Consider the following 17427-nt stretch of genomic DNA (forward strand, 5'->3'; position numbering starts at 1 on the left):
CGCCCCGCCCGGCTCCGCCGCCGGCGCGGCGCGGCGCAGCGCGACCAGTTCCGCCTGGCGCGACAGGATCGCCCCGAACTCGGCGGCGAAGGCCTCGAGCCGCGCGGCGAAGCGGGCGAGGTCGGTGTTGAACTTGTTGTAGGCGAGCACCGCCGGGATCGCGGCGACCAGCCCCATCGCGGTCGCGAACAGGGCCTCGGCGATGCCGGGCGCGACCACGGCGAGGTTGGTGTTCTGCATCCCGGCGATCGCCGAGAAGCTGTTCATGATCCCCCACACCGTGCCGAACAGCCCGACGAAGGGCGCCGCCGAGCCGACCGAGGCGAGGAACACCATCCACCGCTCCAGCCGCTCCATCTCGCGCTGGATGGTCACCGCCATCGCCCGCTCGACCCGCTCCTTGAGCCCGGTCACGGCGAGCTCCGAGCCGCCGACGCGCTCCGCGCTGCGCCGCCACTCCCGCATCCCGGCGCCGAACACGGCGGCGAGCGGGTGCGCGGGCTGCGCGCCCTCGCGCTCGTAGAGTTCCTCGAGCGAGCCGCCGGACCAGAAGCGGTCCTCGAAGGCGTCGCCGGCGCGGTTGACGCGCCGCAGCGTCGCGATCTTCTCGAACACCACGGCCCAGACCCAGATGCTGGCGAGCAGCAGCAGGATCATGACCGCCTTCACCACCCAGTCGGCCTGCAGGAACAGGCCCCAGAGCGAGAGGTCGTGCGCCGCCTGGCCGAGCGCGGTCGCGGTCACGGTGCGGTCCAAGCCTGATCCTCCTTCGGTCCCCTGTGGCGCGGCCGCTGCCTAGCCCCCAAGCCCCCCTGGGTCCACGGCCTGCCGCGCCCGGCGACGACGGCCCCGCCCCCCGGGCGCCGCGGGCCGTCCGCCCCGAAACTCTACCCCGCCCGGCGCGGCCCGCCCCCCGCCGCCGCATCGCCCGGCGCGGCGGGCGGCGAGACCAGGCCGCGGAGGGTGGTCCGCCACGGCTCCGGGATCGGCGCGGGGCGCAGGCTGCCCCGCGCCACGCAGACCAGCCCGACGAGCAGCCGGGCCAGCGCCTCTCCCGCCCCGGCTTCCTCCGCTCCGTCCCCGGCCGCCGGGCCGGCGGCGCGGCGCACCGTCTGCTCCACCACGAGCCGGGCCCCGGTGGCGCGCAGGACGGCGGTCTCGACCACCAGCGACTCGTCGAGCCGAGCCGGGCGGAGATACTCCACTTCGACGCGCCGCACCACGAGGAAAGTCCCGTGGCGGTCCATCATCTCCTGGTGGGGCAGGCCGAGGGCGCGCAGCGATTCGGTGCGCGCCCGCTCCGCCCACCGGAGATAGGAGGCATGATAGGCCATCCCCCCGGCGTCGGTGTCCTCGAAATAGACCCGGACGGGATGGCGATGGACGCGGCGGGGAGATGGGGAGGGCGCTGAGAAGGGGTCGGGATCCGGAGGCATGGCGTTCGCGCCCGGCGCGGCCGCGATGGCCCCGTTGCCGGGGGACACGGAAGCGGGCGGCGCGGAAGCGCGCCCGGCCGGAGGGTTAGGCATAGCGGCACTGCCGCCCGCCGCCAATGGCGCGGGCGCGCCATGGCCCGGCCCGCGCCGCGCCCCCTCCGCGCCCGCCTTCGCCCCGCCGGAGCCGCGGCGGCCGCCCCGCCGCGCCGTCCGCTGGGCCGATCGGTGCCGGCGCGGGTCGCGAACGCCCGCCGAGCGGGCGGGACGGGCGGTCCGCGCCCGGAACGACGGACCGAAGCCGTTGGCGCGCACACGGCCGCAGCGCAACGGGCCGGGGGAGGGCGAACGGCATGCGGTGGGCCCGCCACCGGTTCGCCCTCCTTCGCGCTCCGGCCTCCGCGCCCGGTCCCATCGGATGCCGCGCCGTCACCGAGAGCCCCGCCTGGGCGCCGTCGCCGGCGTTCCGCGAGGAGAGCGGAGAGGACGGCCCTTGCGCCCGCGCGTCCTCCCCGGCGCGCCGCGCACCGCCTACTTCCCCGCCGCGTCGGGCGTCGCCAGCCAGTCCATCTGCACCGCCGCCCCGGCCGGCGGCGTCAGTCCGAGATGCCGCCACCCCGGCTCGCCCAGCACCCGCCCACGCGGCGTGCGCAGCACGAACCCCTCCTGGATCAGGTAGGGCTCCACCACCTCCTCCAGCGTGTCCCGGCTCTCGGCGAGCGAGGCCGCCAGCGTCTCCACCCCCACCGGCCCGCCGCCGTGGTGTTCGGCGATGCGCCGCAGGTAGCGCCGGTCGAGCGCGTCGAGCCCGAGGTGGTCCACCTCCATCCGCAGGAGCGCCGAATCCGCCAGCGCCCGGTCCGCCGCCACCCCGGCGACCAGCGCGAAGTCCCGCACCCGGCGCAGCAGCCGCCCCGCCACCCGCGGCGTCCCGCGCGAGCGCCGCGCGATCTCCATCGCCCCGTCCTCGGAGAGCGCGAAGCCGAGCTTCTGCGCCCCGCGCCGGACGATCGCGTACAGCTCCTCCACCGCGTAGAATTGCAGCCGGAGCGGGATCCCGAACCGGTCCCTGAGCGGCTGCGCCAGGAGCCCCGAGCGCGTCGTCGCCCCGATCAGCGTGAAGGGCGGCAGGTCGATGCGCACCGTCCGCGCCGCCGGCCCCTCGCCGATGATGAGGTCGAGCTTGAAGTCCTCCATCGCCGGATAGAGGGTCTCCTCGATCGCCGGCTGCAGGCGGTGGATCTCGTCTATGAACAGCACGTCGCGCGGCTGCAGGTTGGTGAGGATCGCCGCGAGGTCCCCCGCCCGCTGCAGGATCGGTCCGGAGGTGGCGCGGAACCCCACCCCGAGCTCGCGCGCCACGATCTGCGCCAGCGTCGTCTTGCCGAGACCCGGCGGCCCCGAGAACAGCACGTGGTCCATCGCCTCGCCGCGCGCCTTCGCGGCCTCGATGAACACCTTGAGGTTCTCGCGCAGCGCCTTCTGCCCGATGAAGTCGTCGAGGCTCTGCGGCCGCAGCGCGCCCTCGCCGTGGTCCTCCTCCAGCCGCTCGCCGCTCGTGAGGCGCGCTTCGGGCTCGGCGGGGCTCATCGGTTCGACAGCTCCTTCAGGCTGTCGCGGATCACGCTGGCGAGCGGCGCGTCCTCACCGAGCCGCCCGATCGCCCGCGCCACCGCCGCCGCCGCCTCCGGCCGCTTCCAGCCGAGGTTGAGCAGGGCGGAGACCGCGTCCGCCTCGACCCCCGGCGCCATCTCCGGCCCGGCCGGCCCGCCGGCGCCGATCCCCGGCCCGCGCCCCCTCGCCTGCGCCCCCGCCCAGTCGCGCAGCTCCGTCAAGAGCCGGCTCGCGAGCTTCGGCCCCACGCCCTTCGCGCGCCCGAGGCTCGCCTTGTCGCCGGTCCGGATCGCCTGCGCGAGCTCGTCCGGCGACAGCGCCGAGAGCACGGCGAGCGCCAGCGTCGGCCCCACCCCCTGCACCCGGGTCAGCGCCCGGAAGCAGGCGCGCTCGCTCTCCTCGGCGAAGCCGTAGAGCACGATCGCATCCTCGCGCACCTGCGTCTCGACCAGCACCGTCCCCGTCGCCGGGGGCGGCGGCAGCGCCGCGATGGTGCGCGAGGAGCAGGAGAGGAGATACCCCACGCCCCCCACGTCGAGGATGCAGCCGCCCTCGACCACACCGTCGAGCCTGCCCGTCAGCTTGCCGATCATGCCCCGACCGGCCCCTCCTTCGCCGCCGTCCGGCTCCACGCCAGCCGCGTCGCCCGGTGGTGGGCGTGGCAGATCGAGACCGCCAGCGCATCGGCGGCGTCCGCGCGCGAAAGCCGCGCGTTCGGCAGCAGGCGCCGCACCATCATCTGCACCTGCTCCTTGGTCGCCGCCCCGGTGCCGACCACGCTCTGCTTCACCAGCATCGCGCCGTACTCGCGCACCGGGATGCCGATCAGCGCCGGCGCCAGCATCACCACGCCGCGCGCCTGGCCGAGCTTGAGCGCCGATCCGGGATTGCGGTTCACATAGGTCTCCTCGACCGCCGCCTCGTCCGGCCGCCATTCCTCGAGCAGCGCGACCAGGCCGCGATGCAGCTGCACCAGCCGCTCGGCGAGCGGCAGCCGCTCGTCGGTGGACACCACCCCGTCGCCGAGATGGCGCAGCCGGTTCCCCGCCGCCTCGATCACCCCCCAGCCGGTGTGGCGCAGCCCGGGATCGAGCCCGATGACCCGAACGACGGCGCCGCCATGCGGGGCCCCAGGGCCGCTCACCCGCGCCGCGCGCCCGCGCTACGCCGCCGAGGAGAGCCGCTGCATCACGGCCTCCGGCACCTCGTAGTTGGCGTAGACCTGCTGCACGTCGTCATGCTCCTCCAGCGCGTCGAGCAGCTTGATCACGGCCGCGGCCTGCTCCTCGTCCAGCGTGACCGTCGTGATCGGCCGCCACTCCAGCCGCGCCGCCTCCGCCGGCCCGAAGCGCGCCTCCAGCGAGTCGCGGACGGCGAAGAGGTCCTCGGGCGATGTTCTTACTTCGTGCCCGTCGGCGCTGCTGTCAACATCGGCCGCCCCCGCCTCGATCGCCGCCTCCAGCATCGCTTCCGGCGAGGCCGCGGAGGCCGGATAGCGGATCACCCCGAGCCGCTCGAACTGGAACGCCACCGAGTTGGTCTCGCCGAGCACCCCGCCGTTCTTGGCGAAGATCGCGCGCAGGTCGCCCGCAGTGCGGTTGCGGTTGTCGGTCAGCGCCTCGACGATGATCGCGACGCCCCCCGGCCCGTAGCCCTCGTAGCGCACCTCCTCGTAGTTCTCGCCGGGCCCGCCCTGGTGCGCGCGCCGGATCGCGCGCTCCACCGTGTCGCGCGGCATGTTCGCCGCGCGCGCCGCGTTCACCGCCGCGCGCAGGCGCGGGTTCGCCGCCGGATCGGGCAACCCCTGCCGGGCCGCCACCGTGATCTCGCGGATGAGCTTGGCGAAGGTGCGCGCGCGCTTGGCGTCCTGCGCACCCTTGCGGTGCATGATGTTCTTGAACTGCGAATGGCCGGCCATCGCCGCCCGGTCCTCCGAGAAGCCCGCAAGGGAAGGGTGCTGACTGGGCCCGGCTTATACCGGCGCGCCCCGGCCCACGCCACCGAGGCCGGAGGTGCCGCGCCCGCACGGGCAGGGGCGCCTTCCCCCGTCTTCCGCGACCGCCGCGCCGGCTCAGGCGGCCGAGGCGCGGTCGCGCTGCACCCGGTAGGGACTCGGGTCGAGCACCCGCACCCCCTCCGGATTGGCCTCGGAGAACTCGTAGACCGGCCCCTCCCAGGCATCGAAGTCGATCGGGTCCGAGGCGCCCGACCCGGGAAAATAGTACTGCGTGTCGCGGGCGGCGATCACGCGCGCCCCGCTCCACAACGCGAGCTCGCCGCAGAAGCGCCTGCCGTCGCCCCAGGTGCCGCGGTTGGCCTCGTAGGTGTCGGCCGGGGCGCAGGCGAAGATCACGATCAGGTCCACCAGACCCTTCCAGGACGCGGTGAGGCCGACGTTGAACAGGCTGAGCCCCTCGCGCCCGAGCTGCAGGCCGAAGCCGCCGTGCGCGGAGGGCACGCAGGCACCGCTGCCGAGGTCCCAATTGGCTTCGAAGCCGTGGCAGAGGATGTGCAGGCGGGCGAGCCTGCGCCGCTGGCGCGCGCGCCGGGCCACGGTGTCCACGATGTGGCGGATGCCGGTGTTCGCGTTCACCTGCATCACGAACGAGTACCAGGTCGGCGTGGCGCCGGTCAGCCGGCGGTCGTGGACGATCATGGAGGCCATGGGCGCTCCCCGGTAATCCCTCCGGTCCCTGGCGCCGCTCCCGCCCGGCCGAGCGGCGGCGGCGGCTCCGGCTCGTTGTCCGTGAAGCGGGTCCGCGCAGCCGGCTGCCTGCGGCCGTCCGCGCTCCGCTACATTTCCGCAATCACGCTCCGCGAACAACAACGATCGCAGTCCCGTGACGAGGGCGCGCCTGGCCCGGCCGAGGGCGCTGCCGCCGCCTCCGCGCCGCGGCATGCCGCCCGACGGTCGAGGCGCAGACGCGCACGCACCGGCCCTGTGCCGCCTCCCGTCGTCGCAGCCCGGCGCAAGGGCGGCGAGGCTGCGGGGACCCGCGTCGCCGCTTCCTCGGCCGCCGTGGCGGCCGCGCGGGATCGCCCGGGACCGTATCCCGCGCGCCGGGGTCGCGGCAGCGGCTCTATCTTCGCCGACCTTCGCGCGGACGGGCGCGCCGCGCGGTCTCCCGCCGTCCGTGAGCCGCGCTAGCGCGGGTCGGGCCCAGGCCGCCCCTGTCGCGCGGGCGACGGCGGCGCCGCGATCGGCACCGGCGGCGCTGGCGGCACCGCGCCCCTCCGCCGGGCAGCCGCGCGCGCGAGCGCGTCGCCGCGGGCTCCCGCGAAGCTCAGTCCGCAGGCCGCCCCGCCCAGGATCGAACGCCCGCTCGCCTCGCTGCCCGGCGCATCCTGCGGCATGGGTTGCTGCGGCATCGGTCCCTCCCTCGCCTGCGGCGGCGGCGCGCATCGCCGCCGCCCCGGCGCGCTTCTCTCCTTCTTCGATTCTTGAGGGCGCGGCCGCGCGCCCTGCGGTGACGATCGCGTGAAGCCGGGCGATGCCCCGCCCGTCACGCCTCCGGCATCGCCGGCGCGAGCCGCCCGCCGAGCCGCACCGGCGCGATCCGCCGCGCGAGCCCGGTCGCGTCGTCGGTCTCGACGAACACGCCGCACACCGTCGCCTCGCCCTCCGCCGGCGCCAGGCGCTCGGCCGGCACCTTGCGCCAGAAGCGCAGCGTCGCGCCGACCTTGTGCATGCCGATCACGCTGTCGTAGTCGCCGCACATGCCGGCGTCGGTGACGAAGGCGGTCCCGCCCGGCAGCACCTGGTGGTCGGCGCTCGGCACGTGGGTGTGGGTGCCGACGACGAGGCTCGCCTGGCCGTCGAAGCTGTGCGCCATCGCCGCCTTCTCGCTCGACGCCTCGGCGTGGATGTCGATCACCACCGCCTGCACGGTGCCGTGCGCGCCCAGGCGGTGCTTCGCGAGCTCCGCCTGCACGGCGCGGAAGGGGTCGTCGAGCGGCTCCATGAACAGCCGCCCCATCGCCTGCAGCACCAGCGCCCGCCGCCCGCCCGGCGCCTCGACCACCACCGCCCCGCGCCCCGGCGTGCCGGGCGGGTAGTTGAGCGGGCGCAGGAGCCGCGGCTCGGTCTCGATGTAGGGGACGATCTCCTTGCGGTCGAAGGCGTGGTTGCCGAGGGTGAGCACGTCCGCCCCGGCGGCGAACAGCGCCCGCGCCATCTCGGGGCCGAGGCCGAAGCCGTGGCTCGCGTTCTCCGCGTTCACCACCGCGAGGTCGAGGCGCAGCCGCGCGCGCAGCAGCGGCAGCGCCGCGGCCACCGCCTCGCGCCCGCTGCGCCCGACCACGTCGCCGAGGAACAGGATCCTCACGCCGCGGCGTCCACGCAGATCACGATGCCCTTCTCCGTCGCCACGCGGCGGAGGCGCACGTCCTCGGGTCCCGCCGGCACCTCCGGCAGCTCCTGCGCCGCATAGGCGCAGCCGAGCGCCTCCGCCTCGGGCAGCGCCGCCAGCGTCCGGTCGTAGTAGCCGCCGCCGTAGCCGAGCCGCCGGCCGGCGCGGTCGAAGGCGAGCAGGGGGACCAGCAGGAAGTCCGGCCGCACCACCTCGCCCGCCGGCGGCTGGCGCGTGCCCATCGGCCCGCGCCCGAGCGGCTCGCCCCAGCGCCAGCGGCGGAAGATCAGCGGCGCCCCGCGCCGCGGCGTCACCGGCAGGGCGAGCGCGTGCCCGCGCGCCTCGAGCGCGCGCAGCAGCGGGCGGATGTCGATCTCCGGGCCGATCGGCCAGAAGCCGGCGACGAGCGCACCGGGCGGCGGCGGCGCCTCGCGCAGCACCAGCGCCGCGAAGCGCTCGGCGAAGCCGGGATCGGCCGCCGCCGCCTCGGCCGCCGCCAGGCGGCGGGCCAGGGCGATGCGCCGCGCCTCCGCCTTCAGTTCGGCGAGCAGCACGTCGCAATACGGCGCGGAGGCCGGGGCCGGCGTGGCCGCCTCCGGCGCCGCGGCGGCGCGGGGCGGCCTGTCGGAACGGTGCGGAGCCGCCATGGCCGTCGGCGTATCAACCCTCCCAAGGCCTGCTTGCGCAGGTGGGCGCCAGGTACCCGGACCACGGCCCGGGCAGAGCCAGCTCCCAAGAGGTTGCTTACTGGCCCCGGGGATGAATTGCCAAACGCACCGGGCAGCCCCGCCGGTGCTACCTAGGGAGCCTCGAGCGCGGCGGCAATGCCCTCGAGGCGCTCGGCGAGGCGCGCGAGCCGCGCCGCGAGCTCGGGCTCGGCCGCGGGCGCGGCGGGCGGCGGCGCCGGCCCGGCGGCGCCGGCCTTCAGCGCCGCGAGCTCCGCGCGCAGGTCGGAGGCCTCGTCCGCCAGCTGCAGCGCGGCGAGCAGCAGCATCCGCGCCTCGCCGAACTGCATGCCCATGGCGCGCAGCGCGCCGATGCGCTGGTCCACCTCGGCGGCCATGCGCTGGAGGTGCTCCTCCTGCCCGTCCTGGCAGGCGACCGGATGGGCGTAGCCGCCGACGCGGATCGTCACCTGGCCCATGAGCCGGCTATCCCCCCTCCCGCTCCGCCACCGCCTCGGCCTCGTCGCCCTCCTCGCCGAGCGCCGCGCGCAGCTTGGCGATCGCCGCGTCGAGCCGCGCCGCCAGCGCCGCGATCTCCTCCCGCCCGGGCCCGGCCTGGGCGTTCCCGGCCGCGCCGCCGCGCGCGGCCGCCGCGCGCGACGCGGCCCGCGCCAGGCGTTCCACCGCCGCTTCCAGCCGGGCCATGGCCTCGGCGACCGTATCCTTCGCGCTCTCGCTCATCCGCCCCCGGTCGGTCGCCCCCTGTCCCGTCCGCCGCCGCGCCCTCGCCCCGGTGCGCGCGCCGAACAGCGATGGACGAGAGCGGCGTCGCCGTGCTGGAAGCCTTTGCATGCGTGGCGCGGCGGGTCAATCAGTCCCACCCGGCGACGCCGGCGCGACGGGCGGCGCGGGGCCCGGCGCGCGGGCGCCGGCGGTCGTGGTGCATGGCGCGGCGCAGGCCGCGGCGGCGCTCGCCGCGGCGGGGCCGGCGGGCGTCACGCTGCTCTCCGCGCGCGGCGCCGGCGCCTATCTCGGCCCCGCGGTGTTCCTGCGCCTCGTCGCGCGCGCCGCCGCCCTCAATCCCGGCGTGCCGCACCTCGCCGTGCTCGACTGCGCCGACGCGCCCGGCTTCGCGCTCGCCGCGCTCCGCGCCGGGCTGCGCGCGGTCGTGCTCGATCCCGCCTGCCCCGCCTTCGCCGCGGTGGCCGCCGCCGCCGCCGAGGCCGGCGCCCGGCTCCTCTCCGCGCGGCCGGAGGCGCTCGACCTCGGCCGGCTCGACCTGCGCCGCCCGGGCGGGCGGGCGCAGCTCGCCGCCTGGCTGCGCCGCTGAGGCCGGGCGCCGCGCCTCACCGGGGCGCGAGCGCGCCCGGCGCGCCGCCCGCGCCGGGCGTGATCGCCGGGACGTCGGGTGACAGGCCCCGGACCCTCCGCTAATTCGCCTGCGCCATGCCGCCGCGCCGTCCGGCACGCGCGAGAGGAGACGCAGATGCAGCTCACGCCGAAGGTCAAGGAGATCCTCTCCTGGTACGAGAGCGACAACCCCGGCACCAAGGCCAACCTCGCCCGCATCCTGATGCAGGGGAAGCTCGGCGGCACCGGCCGCATGGTGATCCTCCCCGTGGACCAGGGCTTCGAGCACGGCCCGGCGCGCAGCTTCGCGCCCAACCCCCCGGCCTATGACCCGCACTACCACTTCCAGCTCGCGATCGAGGCCGGGCTCAACGCCTATGCCGCCCCGCTCGGCATGATCGAGGCCGGCGCCGCCACCTACGCCGGCTGCATCCCGACCATCCTCAAGGTCAACAGCGCCAACTCGCTCTCCACCAGCAAGGACCAGGCCGTCACGGGGAGCGTCGCCGACGCGCTCCGCCTCGGCTGCTCGGCGATCGGCTTCACCATCTATCCGGGCTCGGAGAGCCAGTACGACATGATGGAGGAGCTGCGCGAGCTGGCCGAGGAGGCCAAGGCCGCCGGCCTCGCCGTGGTCGTCTGGAGCTACCCGCGCGGCGGCTTCCTCGACAAGACCGCCGAGACGGCGCTCGACATCTGCGCCTACGCCGCGCACATGGCGGCGCTGATGGGCGCGCACATCATCAAGGTGAAGCCGCCGACCGCCGCGATCTCGCTGGAGGCGGCGAAGAAGACCTACGAGAAGCACCCGGTGGAGGTGAACGACCCCGCCGCGCGCATCCGCCACGTGGTGCAGGCCTGCTTCAACGGCCGCCGCCTGGTGGTGTTCTCGGGCGGCGAGGCGAAGGAGACCGGCGGCATCCTCGAGGAGGTCAAGGCGATCCACAAGGGCGGCGGCAACGGCTCGATCATCGGCCGCAACACCTTCCAGCGCCCGAAGGCGGAGGCGCTGAAGCTGCTCGACGAGATCATCGCCATCTACAAGTCGCCGGTCGGCTGAACCGCCCGGCGCCCGCCCCGCGCCAGCGCGGCCCTTTCGCATCCGGCCCTTGCGCGGAAGGGCCCGCGCGCCACATGCGCGGCATGCGTGCCGACGCCGACCGCTGCCGCCTCTACCTCATCACCCCGCCCGCCTTCGACCCCGCGCCCTTCGCGGAGCAGCTCGCCCGCGCCCTCGATGCGGGCGACGTCGCGGCGCTGCAGATCCGCCTCAAGGACGCCCCCGACGACGCCATCCGTCGCGCCACCGACGCGCTGCGTCCGGTCGCGCAGGCGCGCGGCGTCGCGGTGATCCTCAACGACCGCGCCGACCTCGCGGTCGAGCTCGGCTGCGACGGCGCCCATCTCGGCCAGCAGGACGGCGACCACGCCGCCGCGCGCGCCCTGCTCGGCCCCGAGCGCACCCTCGGCATCACCTGCCACGGCTCCCGCCACCTCGCGATGCGCGCCGGCGAGACCGGCGCCGACTACGTCGCCTTCGGCGCCTTCTTCCCCACCGGCACCAAGGAGGTCGTGCACCGCGCCGACCCGGAGATCCTCGCCTGGTGGTCGGAGCTGTTCGAGCTGCCCTGTGTCGCGATCGGCGGCATCACGCCGGGGAACTGCGCCCCCCTGGTCCGCGCCGGCGCCGACTTCCTCGCCGTCGTCGGCGCGGTGTGGAACCACCCGGACGGCCCGGCGGCCGGCGTCAGGGCGATGAACGCCGCGATCGGCCGGGCGCTGCGCGACGGCGGCTAGAGCGGATCGCGGACGGCGGGAGGCAGCCCGGAGCGTGAATCCAACGCGCCGGAGCCGTTGCCGCGCGCCCGGCCGGGCGGAAGCGGCCCTGGCCGGCGCGCTCCGCCCTTCCCGCCGGGCCGGGCGGCCGCCGGCGGGCCCGCGGCCTCACAACGGCTTCTGCGCCCGCTCCAGCAGCCGCGCGAAGAAGCCGGGCTTCTTCGCCGGCTTCGCCGGCTCCGCCTTCGCCGCCCCCGGCGCCGCCGCTTCGCGCGCCCGCTTCTCCTTCTCGGCAAGCCACCGCTCGAGGCTCATCCCCGCCTTGGCCGCGCGGCGCGCCTCGTAGGCGCGCTGGCCCTCGCTCATCCGCCGCGGGTCGGTTCCGCCGCTCCTGCCGCTCATCCTCCGCACCCCCTCAAGGCGCGCGCTGTGTGGCGCGGCGGACGGCGCCCGGCAAGGGCACCCTTGCGGCGGCGCGCCGGGCCGCCACCATGCGCCCGATGGACGCACGGGTGAAATCCGGCATCTGGGTCGCGATGGCGCTGCGCCTCTCCGACATGGCCGGCCGCGCCGCCGCCGTGCTGCGCAGGGGCGACCCCGATGCCGGCGGCATCCTCTGCGTCCTGCGCGCCCCGCAGGGCCTCGTCGTCCTCAGCCAGGTGCGCGACGCCGCGGGCCGCCTCGCCTGGCTGCGCGCCACCGGCGCCGATCCGGTGGACCAGGCCGCCGCCGACGCCTACGTCGAGCGCCAGATCCGGCGCGACCCCGACCTCTGGGTGGTCGAGTTCGACGCCCCCGACCTCAAGCCGCCCTTCGAGAGCCGCCTGCTCTGACCGGCCCGGGCCGGGGGCCCGCCGCCCGCCGGCACGCGCGAGAGCCGTTGCGCCCGGCCGTGCCGCCGCGTCGTGTGCCGCGCCGGGCCCCGCTCCCGGCTGTCTGCGGCCGGCCGCGATCCGCGCGCGCCGCCCTCGCCCGGTCGCGCTCGCGCCGGCGGCTCCCGCCGCCGTCGGCCGCACCGGGTCCCGCCCGGGCCCGGGCGGCCGCGACCGCCGCTCAGCGCCGCCCCGGCCACACCCCCGGCCGCACCGACGCCGCCGTCACCGCCCCATAGGCCGTGATGCCGAGCGCCACGCCGAGGAAGTGCCCGTCCAGCCCCATCCCCGCCGCATGGGCCAGCAGCCATCCCCCGCCCGCCGCCAGGGCCAGCCGCGCCAGGCCCGCCGCCACCAGCCAGCGCACCCGCGCCGCGCCGAGCGAGGCGAAATACAGCGCCATCCCCATCCCGAACCCGCCATAGGCCGGCCCGACGATGCCGAGCGCCCGCGCCGCCACCTCCGCCACCGCGGGATCGCCCGTGAACAGCGTCGCGACCTGCCGCGGCATCGCCCCCACCGCGACCCCGGCCGCCCCCGCCACCGCCAGCGCCAGGACCCCGCCGGTCCAGGCGATGCGCCGCGCCGTCGCCCACTCCCCCGCCCCGACCGCGCCCCCGACCAGCGCCGTCAGCGCCGAGCCGATGCCGAAGGCGAGCGGGATCATCAGGAACTCGAGCCGCGCCGCGATGCCGTAGGCCGCCACCGCCGCCGCCCCGTACGCCGCCACCTGCGCCGTCACCAGCACCGTCGTCAGGTTCGCCACCGCCGCGAGGCCCGAGGCGACCAGCCCGACCGCCAGGATGCGCCGGAACAGCGCCGCCCGCGGCCGCACGCGCAAGGACGGCGCGAACCCCGCGCCGCCGCGCAGCACCGCCGCCGCCATCGCCGCCGCCGCCGCCCAGAACAGCCCGGCATAGGCCGCCCCCGCCCCGGCAAGCCCCATCCCGAGCGGCTCCATCAGCCCCCAGGCCAGCACCGGGTGGGCGATCCACACCGCGCCGAGCACCCGCGCCGCCAGCGCATGCCGCCCGCCGCCGCGCAGCACCGAGGCCAGCGTGTTCGCCACCCACGCCGGCACCGCGCCGGCCCCGAACAGCCAGATCGCGTAGGCCGCCCCCGCCTCCGCCGCCTCCGTCCCCGCCACCGCCCCGAGCACGGCGCGCGGGAAGGCGCCGAGCGCCAGCGCGAACGCCATCCCCGCCCCGAGCGCGATCAGCAGCGCGTGCAGCACCAGCGCCGCAGCCTCCTCGCGCCGCCCCGCCCCGAGCGCGCGCGCGACCGCCGAGGCCACGCCGCCGCCCATCGCCCCCACCGACATCTGCTGCATCACCAGGACGAAGGGCAGCGCCACCGCCCACCCCGCGAGCGCCGCCGTTCCCTGGCGCGCGGCAAGCCAGGTCTCCGCCACCTGCGCCGCCGCCTGCAGCGCGGCGTTGGCGCTGGTCGGCGCGGCAAGCGCGAGGATGCGGCGCAGGATCGTGCGCAGCGGCGGCGCGGCGACCGGCGCCGCCGCCTCCGCGCCGGCTCCGCCGTCCGTCACCGGTCGGTCAGCCGCAGCTCGATGCGGCGGTTGCGCGCATGGGCCTCCGGCGTGTCGCCCGGATCGAGCGGCTGGGTGTCGCCGAACGCCGTCGCCGCCACCCGGTTCGGCGGCAGCCCCTCCTGGATCAGCAGCTGCACCACCGCGATCGCGCGCGCCGCGGAGAGCTCCCAGTTGCTGGCGAAGCGCGGGCTGCGGATCGGGTTGCGGTCGGCGTGCCCGTCCACGCGCAGGATCCAGGCGATGTCCGGCGGGATCTGGCGCGCGATCTCGAGCAGCACGCGGGCGAGCTCGCGCACGCTGCGCTCGCCGGCCGGCGTCAGCTCGGCCGAGGCCGGCGGGAACAGCACCTCGGACTGGAATACGAAGCGGTCGCCGACCACGCGCACCTCCGGCCGGTCGCCGAGGATGCGGCGCAGCCGGCCGAAGAAGTCGGAGCGGTACTGCTGCAGCTCCTCGACGCGCGCCGCGAGCGCCGCGTTGAGCCGCGCCCCGAGATTGGCGATCTGCGCGTCCTTGCCCCGCTCCGCGGCCTCCGCGGCCTCGAGCGCCGCGCCGAGGCGCGCCAGCTCCGCGCGCAGCGCCTCGATCTGGCGGTTGAGCAGCGCGAGCTGCGCCCGCGCGCTCTCCGCGAGCCGCGTCTGCTCCGCGGCCTCGGCCTGCGCCGCCTCGCGCGCCCGCGCCGCCTCCCCGGCCCGCGCCTCCGCCTCGGCGGCGAGGCTCTCGGCGGCGCGGCGGCGCCGCTCGGCCTCCGCCGCGCGCCGCTCCGCCTCCACCGCCCGTTCGCCCGCCTGCGCGGCGGCCGCCTCCGCCGCCTGGCGCAGCCGCTCGGCCTCCTCCGCCCGCGCCGCCGCCTGCGCGCCGGCGCCCTCGGCGGCGCGCCGCAGCCGCGCCTCCTCGGCGGCGCGCGCCATCGCCTCCCGCGCCTCGCGCTCCAGCTCGTCGCGCAGCGCGGTCAGCGCCTGCACCTGCTGGTTCAGCCGCGCGATGTCGGACAGCCGCGCCTCGATCGTCTCGCGGTCCGCGCGCACCTGGCGGTCCAGCTCCGCCGCCGCCTGGCGCATCGCCGCGAGCTCGCGCCGCGTCGCCTCCAGCGCGGCGCGCGCCTCCGCAAGCTGCGCGCGCGTCGCCGCGAGCTGCTCGCCGAGCGCCGCGCGCTCGCGTTCCGTCGCCTCGCGCGCGCCGCGCTCCTGCGCGAGGCTGCGGCGCGTCTCGGTCAGCTCGCGCACCGTGCGCGCCGCATCCCCGCCCGCCGCCTCGGCGCGCGCCAGCGCCTCGGCGAGGCGCTGCTCGAGCGTCGCCACCCGCTCCGCGTTGCCGCGCGCGGCGAGGTCGAGGTCGGCGAGCCGCGCCGCCAGCCGGTCGCGCTCGGCGCGCGCCGTGTCGCGCTCGGCGCCGAGGCGGTCGCGCTCCTCGCGCAGCCCGGCGAGCTGGCGGGCCAGCGCCTCGCGCGCCGCCACCGCCGCGCGCAGCTCCTCGGTCGTGCGGCCGAGGCTCGCGCGCAGCTCCTCCGCCTGGCCGCGCTCGAGCGCCAGCATCTCGCCGAGCTCCGCCACCTGCCGGTGCAGGCGGTCGAGCGCCCGGTCGCGCGAGGACAGCGCGACCGAGAGGAATCCCTGCGCCAGCACGAACACCAGGAGGACGAAGATGATGACCATCAGCAGCGTGGACAGCGCGTCCACGTAGCCGGGCCACGGATTGAGCGCCCCGCGTCCCCGCCGTGCCCCGCCGAGGTCGGGCATGGCGCGCTAGCCCCGTGCGCGCGGGGAGGCGCCGCCCCCCCGGCCCCCCCCGCCGGGGGCGAGCCCGTCCCTCACCGCGGCTGCTCCTCGGCGAGCGCGGCGATGGTGCGCGCGACGAGCTTGATCTCGCTGCGGATCTCCGCCGTCGCCTGCGCCCGCCCCTGCGCCACCTCTTCGAGCAGCCGGGCCATGTAGAGTTCGAGGTTGCGGATGTGCGCCCGCGTCGCCTCGTCGAGCGCGCCCTGCGCCTGCGCCTCGGCGAGCCGCTGCAGCGTCGGCGCCAGCCCCGCCTGCGCCTCGGCGAGCCGCACCATGATCTGCTGGTTCGCGCGCATCTGGTCGGTCAGCACCGCGAGCCGCTCGGTCAGCGTCGTCAGCGCCTGGCTGGTCGCCCCGCGCGCCTCCTCCCCGCGCGCCAGGATGCGCTGCAGCCCCTCCAGGTTCTCCGCCGTCTGCTCGAGCAGCGCCTGCACGTAGACCGGCACCGGGGCCCCCTCGCCCTCGGCGCCCAGCACGCCGGAGGAGAGCCGCGTCACCCCGGCGAGCCACTCCTCGAGCTCGTTGTAGAACCGGTTCTGCGCCTGCCCCGCCGTGAGGTCGAGGAAGCCCAGCACCAGCGCCCCGGCGAGCCCGAGCATCGAGGCCGAGAACGCCGTCCCCATCCCGCGCAGCGGCTGCGCCAGCCCCGACTTCAGCTGGTTGAAGAGCTGGTTCAGGTCCCCCGAGCCGACCGACATCCCCTGGATCACCTCCGCCACCGAGCCGATGGTCAGCAGCAGCCCCCAGAAGGTCCCGAGCAGCCCGAGGAAGATCAGCAGCCCCGTCATGTAGCGCGACAGCTCGCGCTGCTCGTCGAGCCGCGAGCGGATGCCGTCCAGCACGCTCCGCATCGCCAGCGCCGAGAGCGTCAGCCGGTCGCTCCGCCGCGCCGCCAGCATGTGCGCCATCGGCGCGAGCAGCCGCGGCGGCTCCTGTTCCTCCACCTCCGGCGCCTGGCGGATGTAGGCCTCGATCCACGCCACCTCGCGCCGGAGCGCCAGCACCTGCCGCACGGTCCAGAAGATGCCGAACGCCAGCACCGCGAGGATCACCGTGTTCAGGATCGGGTTGGCGGCGAAGGCGTGCGCCAGCTCCGCGCCCAGCACCGCGGCGAGCACCGCGACCGGCCCGAGGAACGCCGCCATCTGCCAGAGATACCGCGTCGGCGCCGTCATCGCGTCACCGCGCCGCCCGCCGCCTCGCGCCGCGGCGCGGGCGGCGGCAGGATGTCCACCGCGTCCACCCCCTCCTCCGTCCGTCCGAGCGGCCGCAGATCGATCCGCGTCGGGTCCACCCCGCCCGCGACCAGCGCCCGCTTCACGGCGAGCGCGCGCGCCAGCGCCAGGCGGCGCTGCACCGAGACCTCCGTCCCCGGCGCCGTCGCCACCTGCGCCACCACCGCGATCCGCCCCGCCTCGCGCGCCACGCCTTCGGCCGCGAGCCGGCGCCCGATCGCCTCGGCGGCCCGCGCCGCCGCCGGGTCGAGCGGCGCCGCGCCGCCCTCCTCCGTCGCCGCGTCGGCCGCGATGCGCAGCCGGTAGCCGCCGGGGCGCCTCTCCACCCCTGCGGGCAGGTCGTCCGGCGTCGCCGGCGCCCGCGCCGCGCCCGCCCTCTGCGCCCCGCTCTCCGCCACCGCACGGGGCGCGGCGCCCTCCAGCGCCACCGGCGCCGGCGGCGCCGGCGGCGGCTCCGGCAGCGGCGCCTCCGCGCCCGGCCCGGCGCCGGGCAGCAGCGGCGCGCGCAGCACCTCGATCAGCGGCGAGGCCGCCGGCGGCCCGGGCGCCGGCGGGTCCGGCAGGGGCTGCTCCGCAGCCGCGGCGGCACCGACGCCAGAGGGCGCCTCCGCCCCCTCCGCCGCCATCGCGACGCCCGCCGCCATCGCCACCACCCCGAACCCCGCCGCCAGCCCCGCCGCGAGCCTCGCCGTCAGCCCTTCCGCCGCGGCGCTGCGTCTCCGCGGCGGCGCGACGGCGCACCGCCGCGCCGCCAGGCGAGGCCCCGATTCCCGCCGCCGGATCACGCGGCACACCCTAGGCCAGCCGGC

At 77.3% G+C, this 17427-nt stretch carries 20 protein-coding genes and 1 other RNA gene; 4 read left to right on the forward strand and 17 right to left on the reverse strand.

Annotated elements, in window-relative coordinates; genetic code table 11:
* The 12 genes from tolQ to K1J50_RS11210 all read right to left on the reverse strand — a co-directional run.
* Nucleotides 1–756: protein TolQ (tolQ, locus tag K1J50_RS11155; protein ID WP_220117792.1), on the reverse strand; the 756-nt coding region annotated here is incomplete at its 3' end.
* A 131-nt stretch (nucleotides 757–887) separates the two neighbouring features.
* Nucleotides 888–1436 (reverse strand): YbgC/FadM family acyl-CoA thioesterase, encoded by a 549-nt coding sequence (locus K1J50_RS11160; protein WP_220117793.1) that lies wholly within the window; start codon nucleotides 1434–1436, stop codon nucleotides 888–890.
* Nucleotides 1437–1964: 528 nt separating this feature from the next.
* The gene (ruvB, locus tag K1J50_RS11165) at nucleotides 1965–3023 is read right to left on the reverse strand and encodes a Holliday junction branch migration DNA helicase RuvB (protein ID WP_220117794.1); all 1059 of its coding nucleotides are present in this window, start codon (nucleotides 3021–3023) and stop codon (nucleotides 1965–1967) included.
* Nucleotides 3020–3640 (reverse strand): Holliday junction branch migration protein RuvA, encoded by a 621-nt coding sequence (gene ruvA, locus K1J50_RS11170; protein ID WP_220117795.1) that lies wholly within the window; start codon nucleotides 3638–3640, stop codon nucleotides 3020–3022. The genes ruvB and ruvA overlap by 4 nt, the downstream gene beginning before the upstream one ends.
* On the reverse strand, nucleotides 3637–4191 hold the full coding sequence (ruvC, locus tag K1J50_RS11175) for a crossover junction endodeoxyribonuclease RuvC (RefSeq protein WP_220117796.1): 555 nt from the start codon (nucleotides 4189–4191) through the stop codon (nucleotides 3637–3639). Before ruvC ends, ruvA begins: the two co-directional genes overlap by 4 nt.
* 18 nt (nucleotides 4192–4209) lie before the next feature.
* A complete protein-coding gene (locus K1J50_RS11180) occupies nucleotides 4210–4965 on the reverse strand; it encodes a YebC/PmpR family DNA-binding transcriptional regulator (protein ID WP_220117797.1) in 756 nt (251 codons plus the stop codon).
* A gap of 153 nt (nucleotides 4966–5118) precedes the next feature.
* Nucleotides 5119–5712 (reverse strand): hypothetical protein, encoded by a 594-nt coding sequence (locus K1J50_RS11185; RefSeq protein ID WP_220117798.1) that lies wholly within the window; start codon nucleotides 5710–5712, stop codon nucleotides 5119–5121.
* Nucleotides 5713–6550: 838 nt separating this feature from the next.
* Complete coding sequence (locus K1J50_RS11190; protein WP_220117799.1) at nucleotides 6551–7372, reverse strand: TIGR00282 family metallophosphoesterase; 822 nt, start codon at nucleotides 7370–7372, stop codon at nucleotides 6551–6553.
* A complete protein-coding gene (locus K1J50_RS11195; RefSeq protein WP_369413576.1) occupies nucleotides 7369–7950 on the reverse strand; it encodes a 5-formyltetrahydrofolate cyclo-ligase in 582 nt (193 codons plus the stop codon). The genes K1J50_RS11190 and K1J50_RS11195 overlap by 4 nt, the downstream gene beginning before the upstream one ends.
* 79 nt (nucleotides 7951–8029) lie before the next feature.
* Nucleotides 8030–8186: non-coding RNA, 6S RNA (gene ssrS, locus K1J50_RS11200), on the reverse strand.
* Between the two features lie 9 nt (nucleotides 8187–8195).
* Nucleotides 8196–8540 carry a cell division protein ZapA gene (locus K1J50_RS11205; protein WP_220117801.1) on the reverse strand — a complete coding sequence of 115 codons (345 nt, stop codon included), beginning with the start codon at nucleotides 8538–8540 and terminating at the stop codon, nucleotides 8196–8198.
* A 7-nt stretch (nucleotides 8541–8547) separates the two neighbouring features.
* On the reverse strand, nucleotides 8548–8802 hold the full coding sequence (locus K1J50_RS11210) for a hypothetical protein (protein WP_220117802.1): 255 nt from the start codon (nucleotides 8800–8802) through the stop codon (nucleotides 8548–8550).
* A gap of 196 nt (nucleotides 8803–8998) precedes the next feature.
* Here K1J50_RS11210 and K1J50_RS11215 point away from each other — a divergent pair, with 196 nt between their 5' ends.
* The 3 genes from K1J50_RS11215 to thiE all read left to right on the forward strand — a co-directional run bounded on the left by K1J50_RS11215 (nucleotide 8999) and on the right by thiE (nucleotide 11208).
* Nucleotides 8999–9391: a hypothetical protein gene (locus K1J50_RS11215; RefSeq protein WP_220117803.1), complete on the forward strand. Its 393-nt coding sequence runs from the start codon at nucleotides 8999–9001 to the stop codon at nucleotides 9389–9391.
* Nucleotides 9392–9547: 156 nt separating this feature from the next.
* Nucleotides 9548–10471 carry a class I fructose-bisphosphate aldolase gene (locus K1J50_RS11220; RefSeq protein WP_220117804.1) on the forward strand — a complete coding sequence of 308 codons (924 nt, stop codon included), beginning with the start codon at nucleotides 9548–9550 and terminating at the stop codon, nucleotides 10469–10471.
* Nucleotides 10472–10545: 74 nt separating this feature from the next.
* Nucleotides 10546–11208, forward strand: a complete 663-nt coding sequence (gene thiE, locus K1J50_RS11225) for a thiamine phosphate synthase (protein ID WP_255575198.1) — start codon at nucleotides 10546–10548, stop codon at nucleotides 11206–11208.
* 147 nt (nucleotides 11209–11355) lie between these two features.
* Here thiE and K1J50_RS11230 read toward each other — a convergent pair whose 3' ends face one another.
* The gene (locus K1J50_RS11230; protein WP_220117805.1) at nucleotides 11356–11589 is read right to left on the reverse strand and encodes a hypothetical protein; all 234 of its coding nucleotides are present in this window, start codon (nucleotides 11587–11589) and stop codon (nucleotides 11356–11358) included.
* Nucleotides 11590–11687: 98 nt separating this feature from the next.
* On the opposite strand from K1J50_RS11230, the gene K1J50_RS11235 reads away from it, so the two are divergent.
* Complete coding sequence (locus K1J50_RS11235) at nucleotides 11688–12020, forward strand: DUF1491 family protein (RefSeq protein ID WP_220117826.1); 333 nt, start codon at nucleotides 11688–11690, stop codon at nucleotides 12018–12020.
* 220 nt (nucleotides 12021–12240) lie between these two features.
* Here the strand turns inward: K1J50_RS11235 and K1J50_RS11240 are convergent, their stop codons facing one another.
* The 4 genes from K1J50_RS11240 to K1J50_RS11255 all read right to left on the reverse strand — a co-directional run bounded on the left by K1J50_RS11240 (nucleotide 12241) and on the right by K1J50_RS11255 (nucleotide 17262).
* Nucleotides 12241–13602, reverse strand: coding sequence for an MATE family efflux transporter (locus tag K1J50_RS11240; RefSeq protein ID WP_220117806.1), 1362 nt, complete (start codon nucleotides 13600–13602; stop codon nucleotides 12241–12243).
* Nucleotides 13599–15344, reverse strand: coding sequence for a peptidoglycan -binding protein (locus tag K1J50_RS11245; protein ID WP_255575199.1), 1746 nt, complete (start codon nucleotides 15342–15344; stop codon nucleotides 13599–13601). The genes K1J50_RS11240 and K1J50_RS11245 overlap by 4 nt, the downstream gene beginning before the upstream one ends.
* 71 nt (nucleotides 15345–15415) lie before the next feature.
* The gene (locus tag K1J50_RS11250; RefSeq protein WP_220117807.1) at nucleotides 15416–16558 is read right to left on the reverse strand and encodes a flagellar motor protein MotA; all 1143 of its coding nucleotides are present in this window, start codon (nucleotides 16556–16558) and stop codon (nucleotides 15416–15418) included.
* Nucleotides 16555–17262 (reverse strand): hypothetical protein, encoded by a 708-nt coding sequence (locus K1J50_RS11255; protein WP_220117808.1) that lies wholly within the window; start codon nucleotides 17260–17262, stop codon nucleotides 16555–16557. The genes K1J50_RS11250 and K1J50_RS11255 overlap by 4 nt, the downstream gene beginning before the upstream one ends.
* Nucleotides 17263–17427 lie beyond the last annotated feature (165 nt).

It is taken from the genome of Caldovatus aquaticus (genome assembly GCF_019458025.1).
In the GTDB taxonomy this organism is placed as follows: Bacteria; Pseudomonadota; Alphaproteobacteria; order Acetobacterales; family Acetobacteraceae; genus Caldovatus; species Caldovatus aquaticus.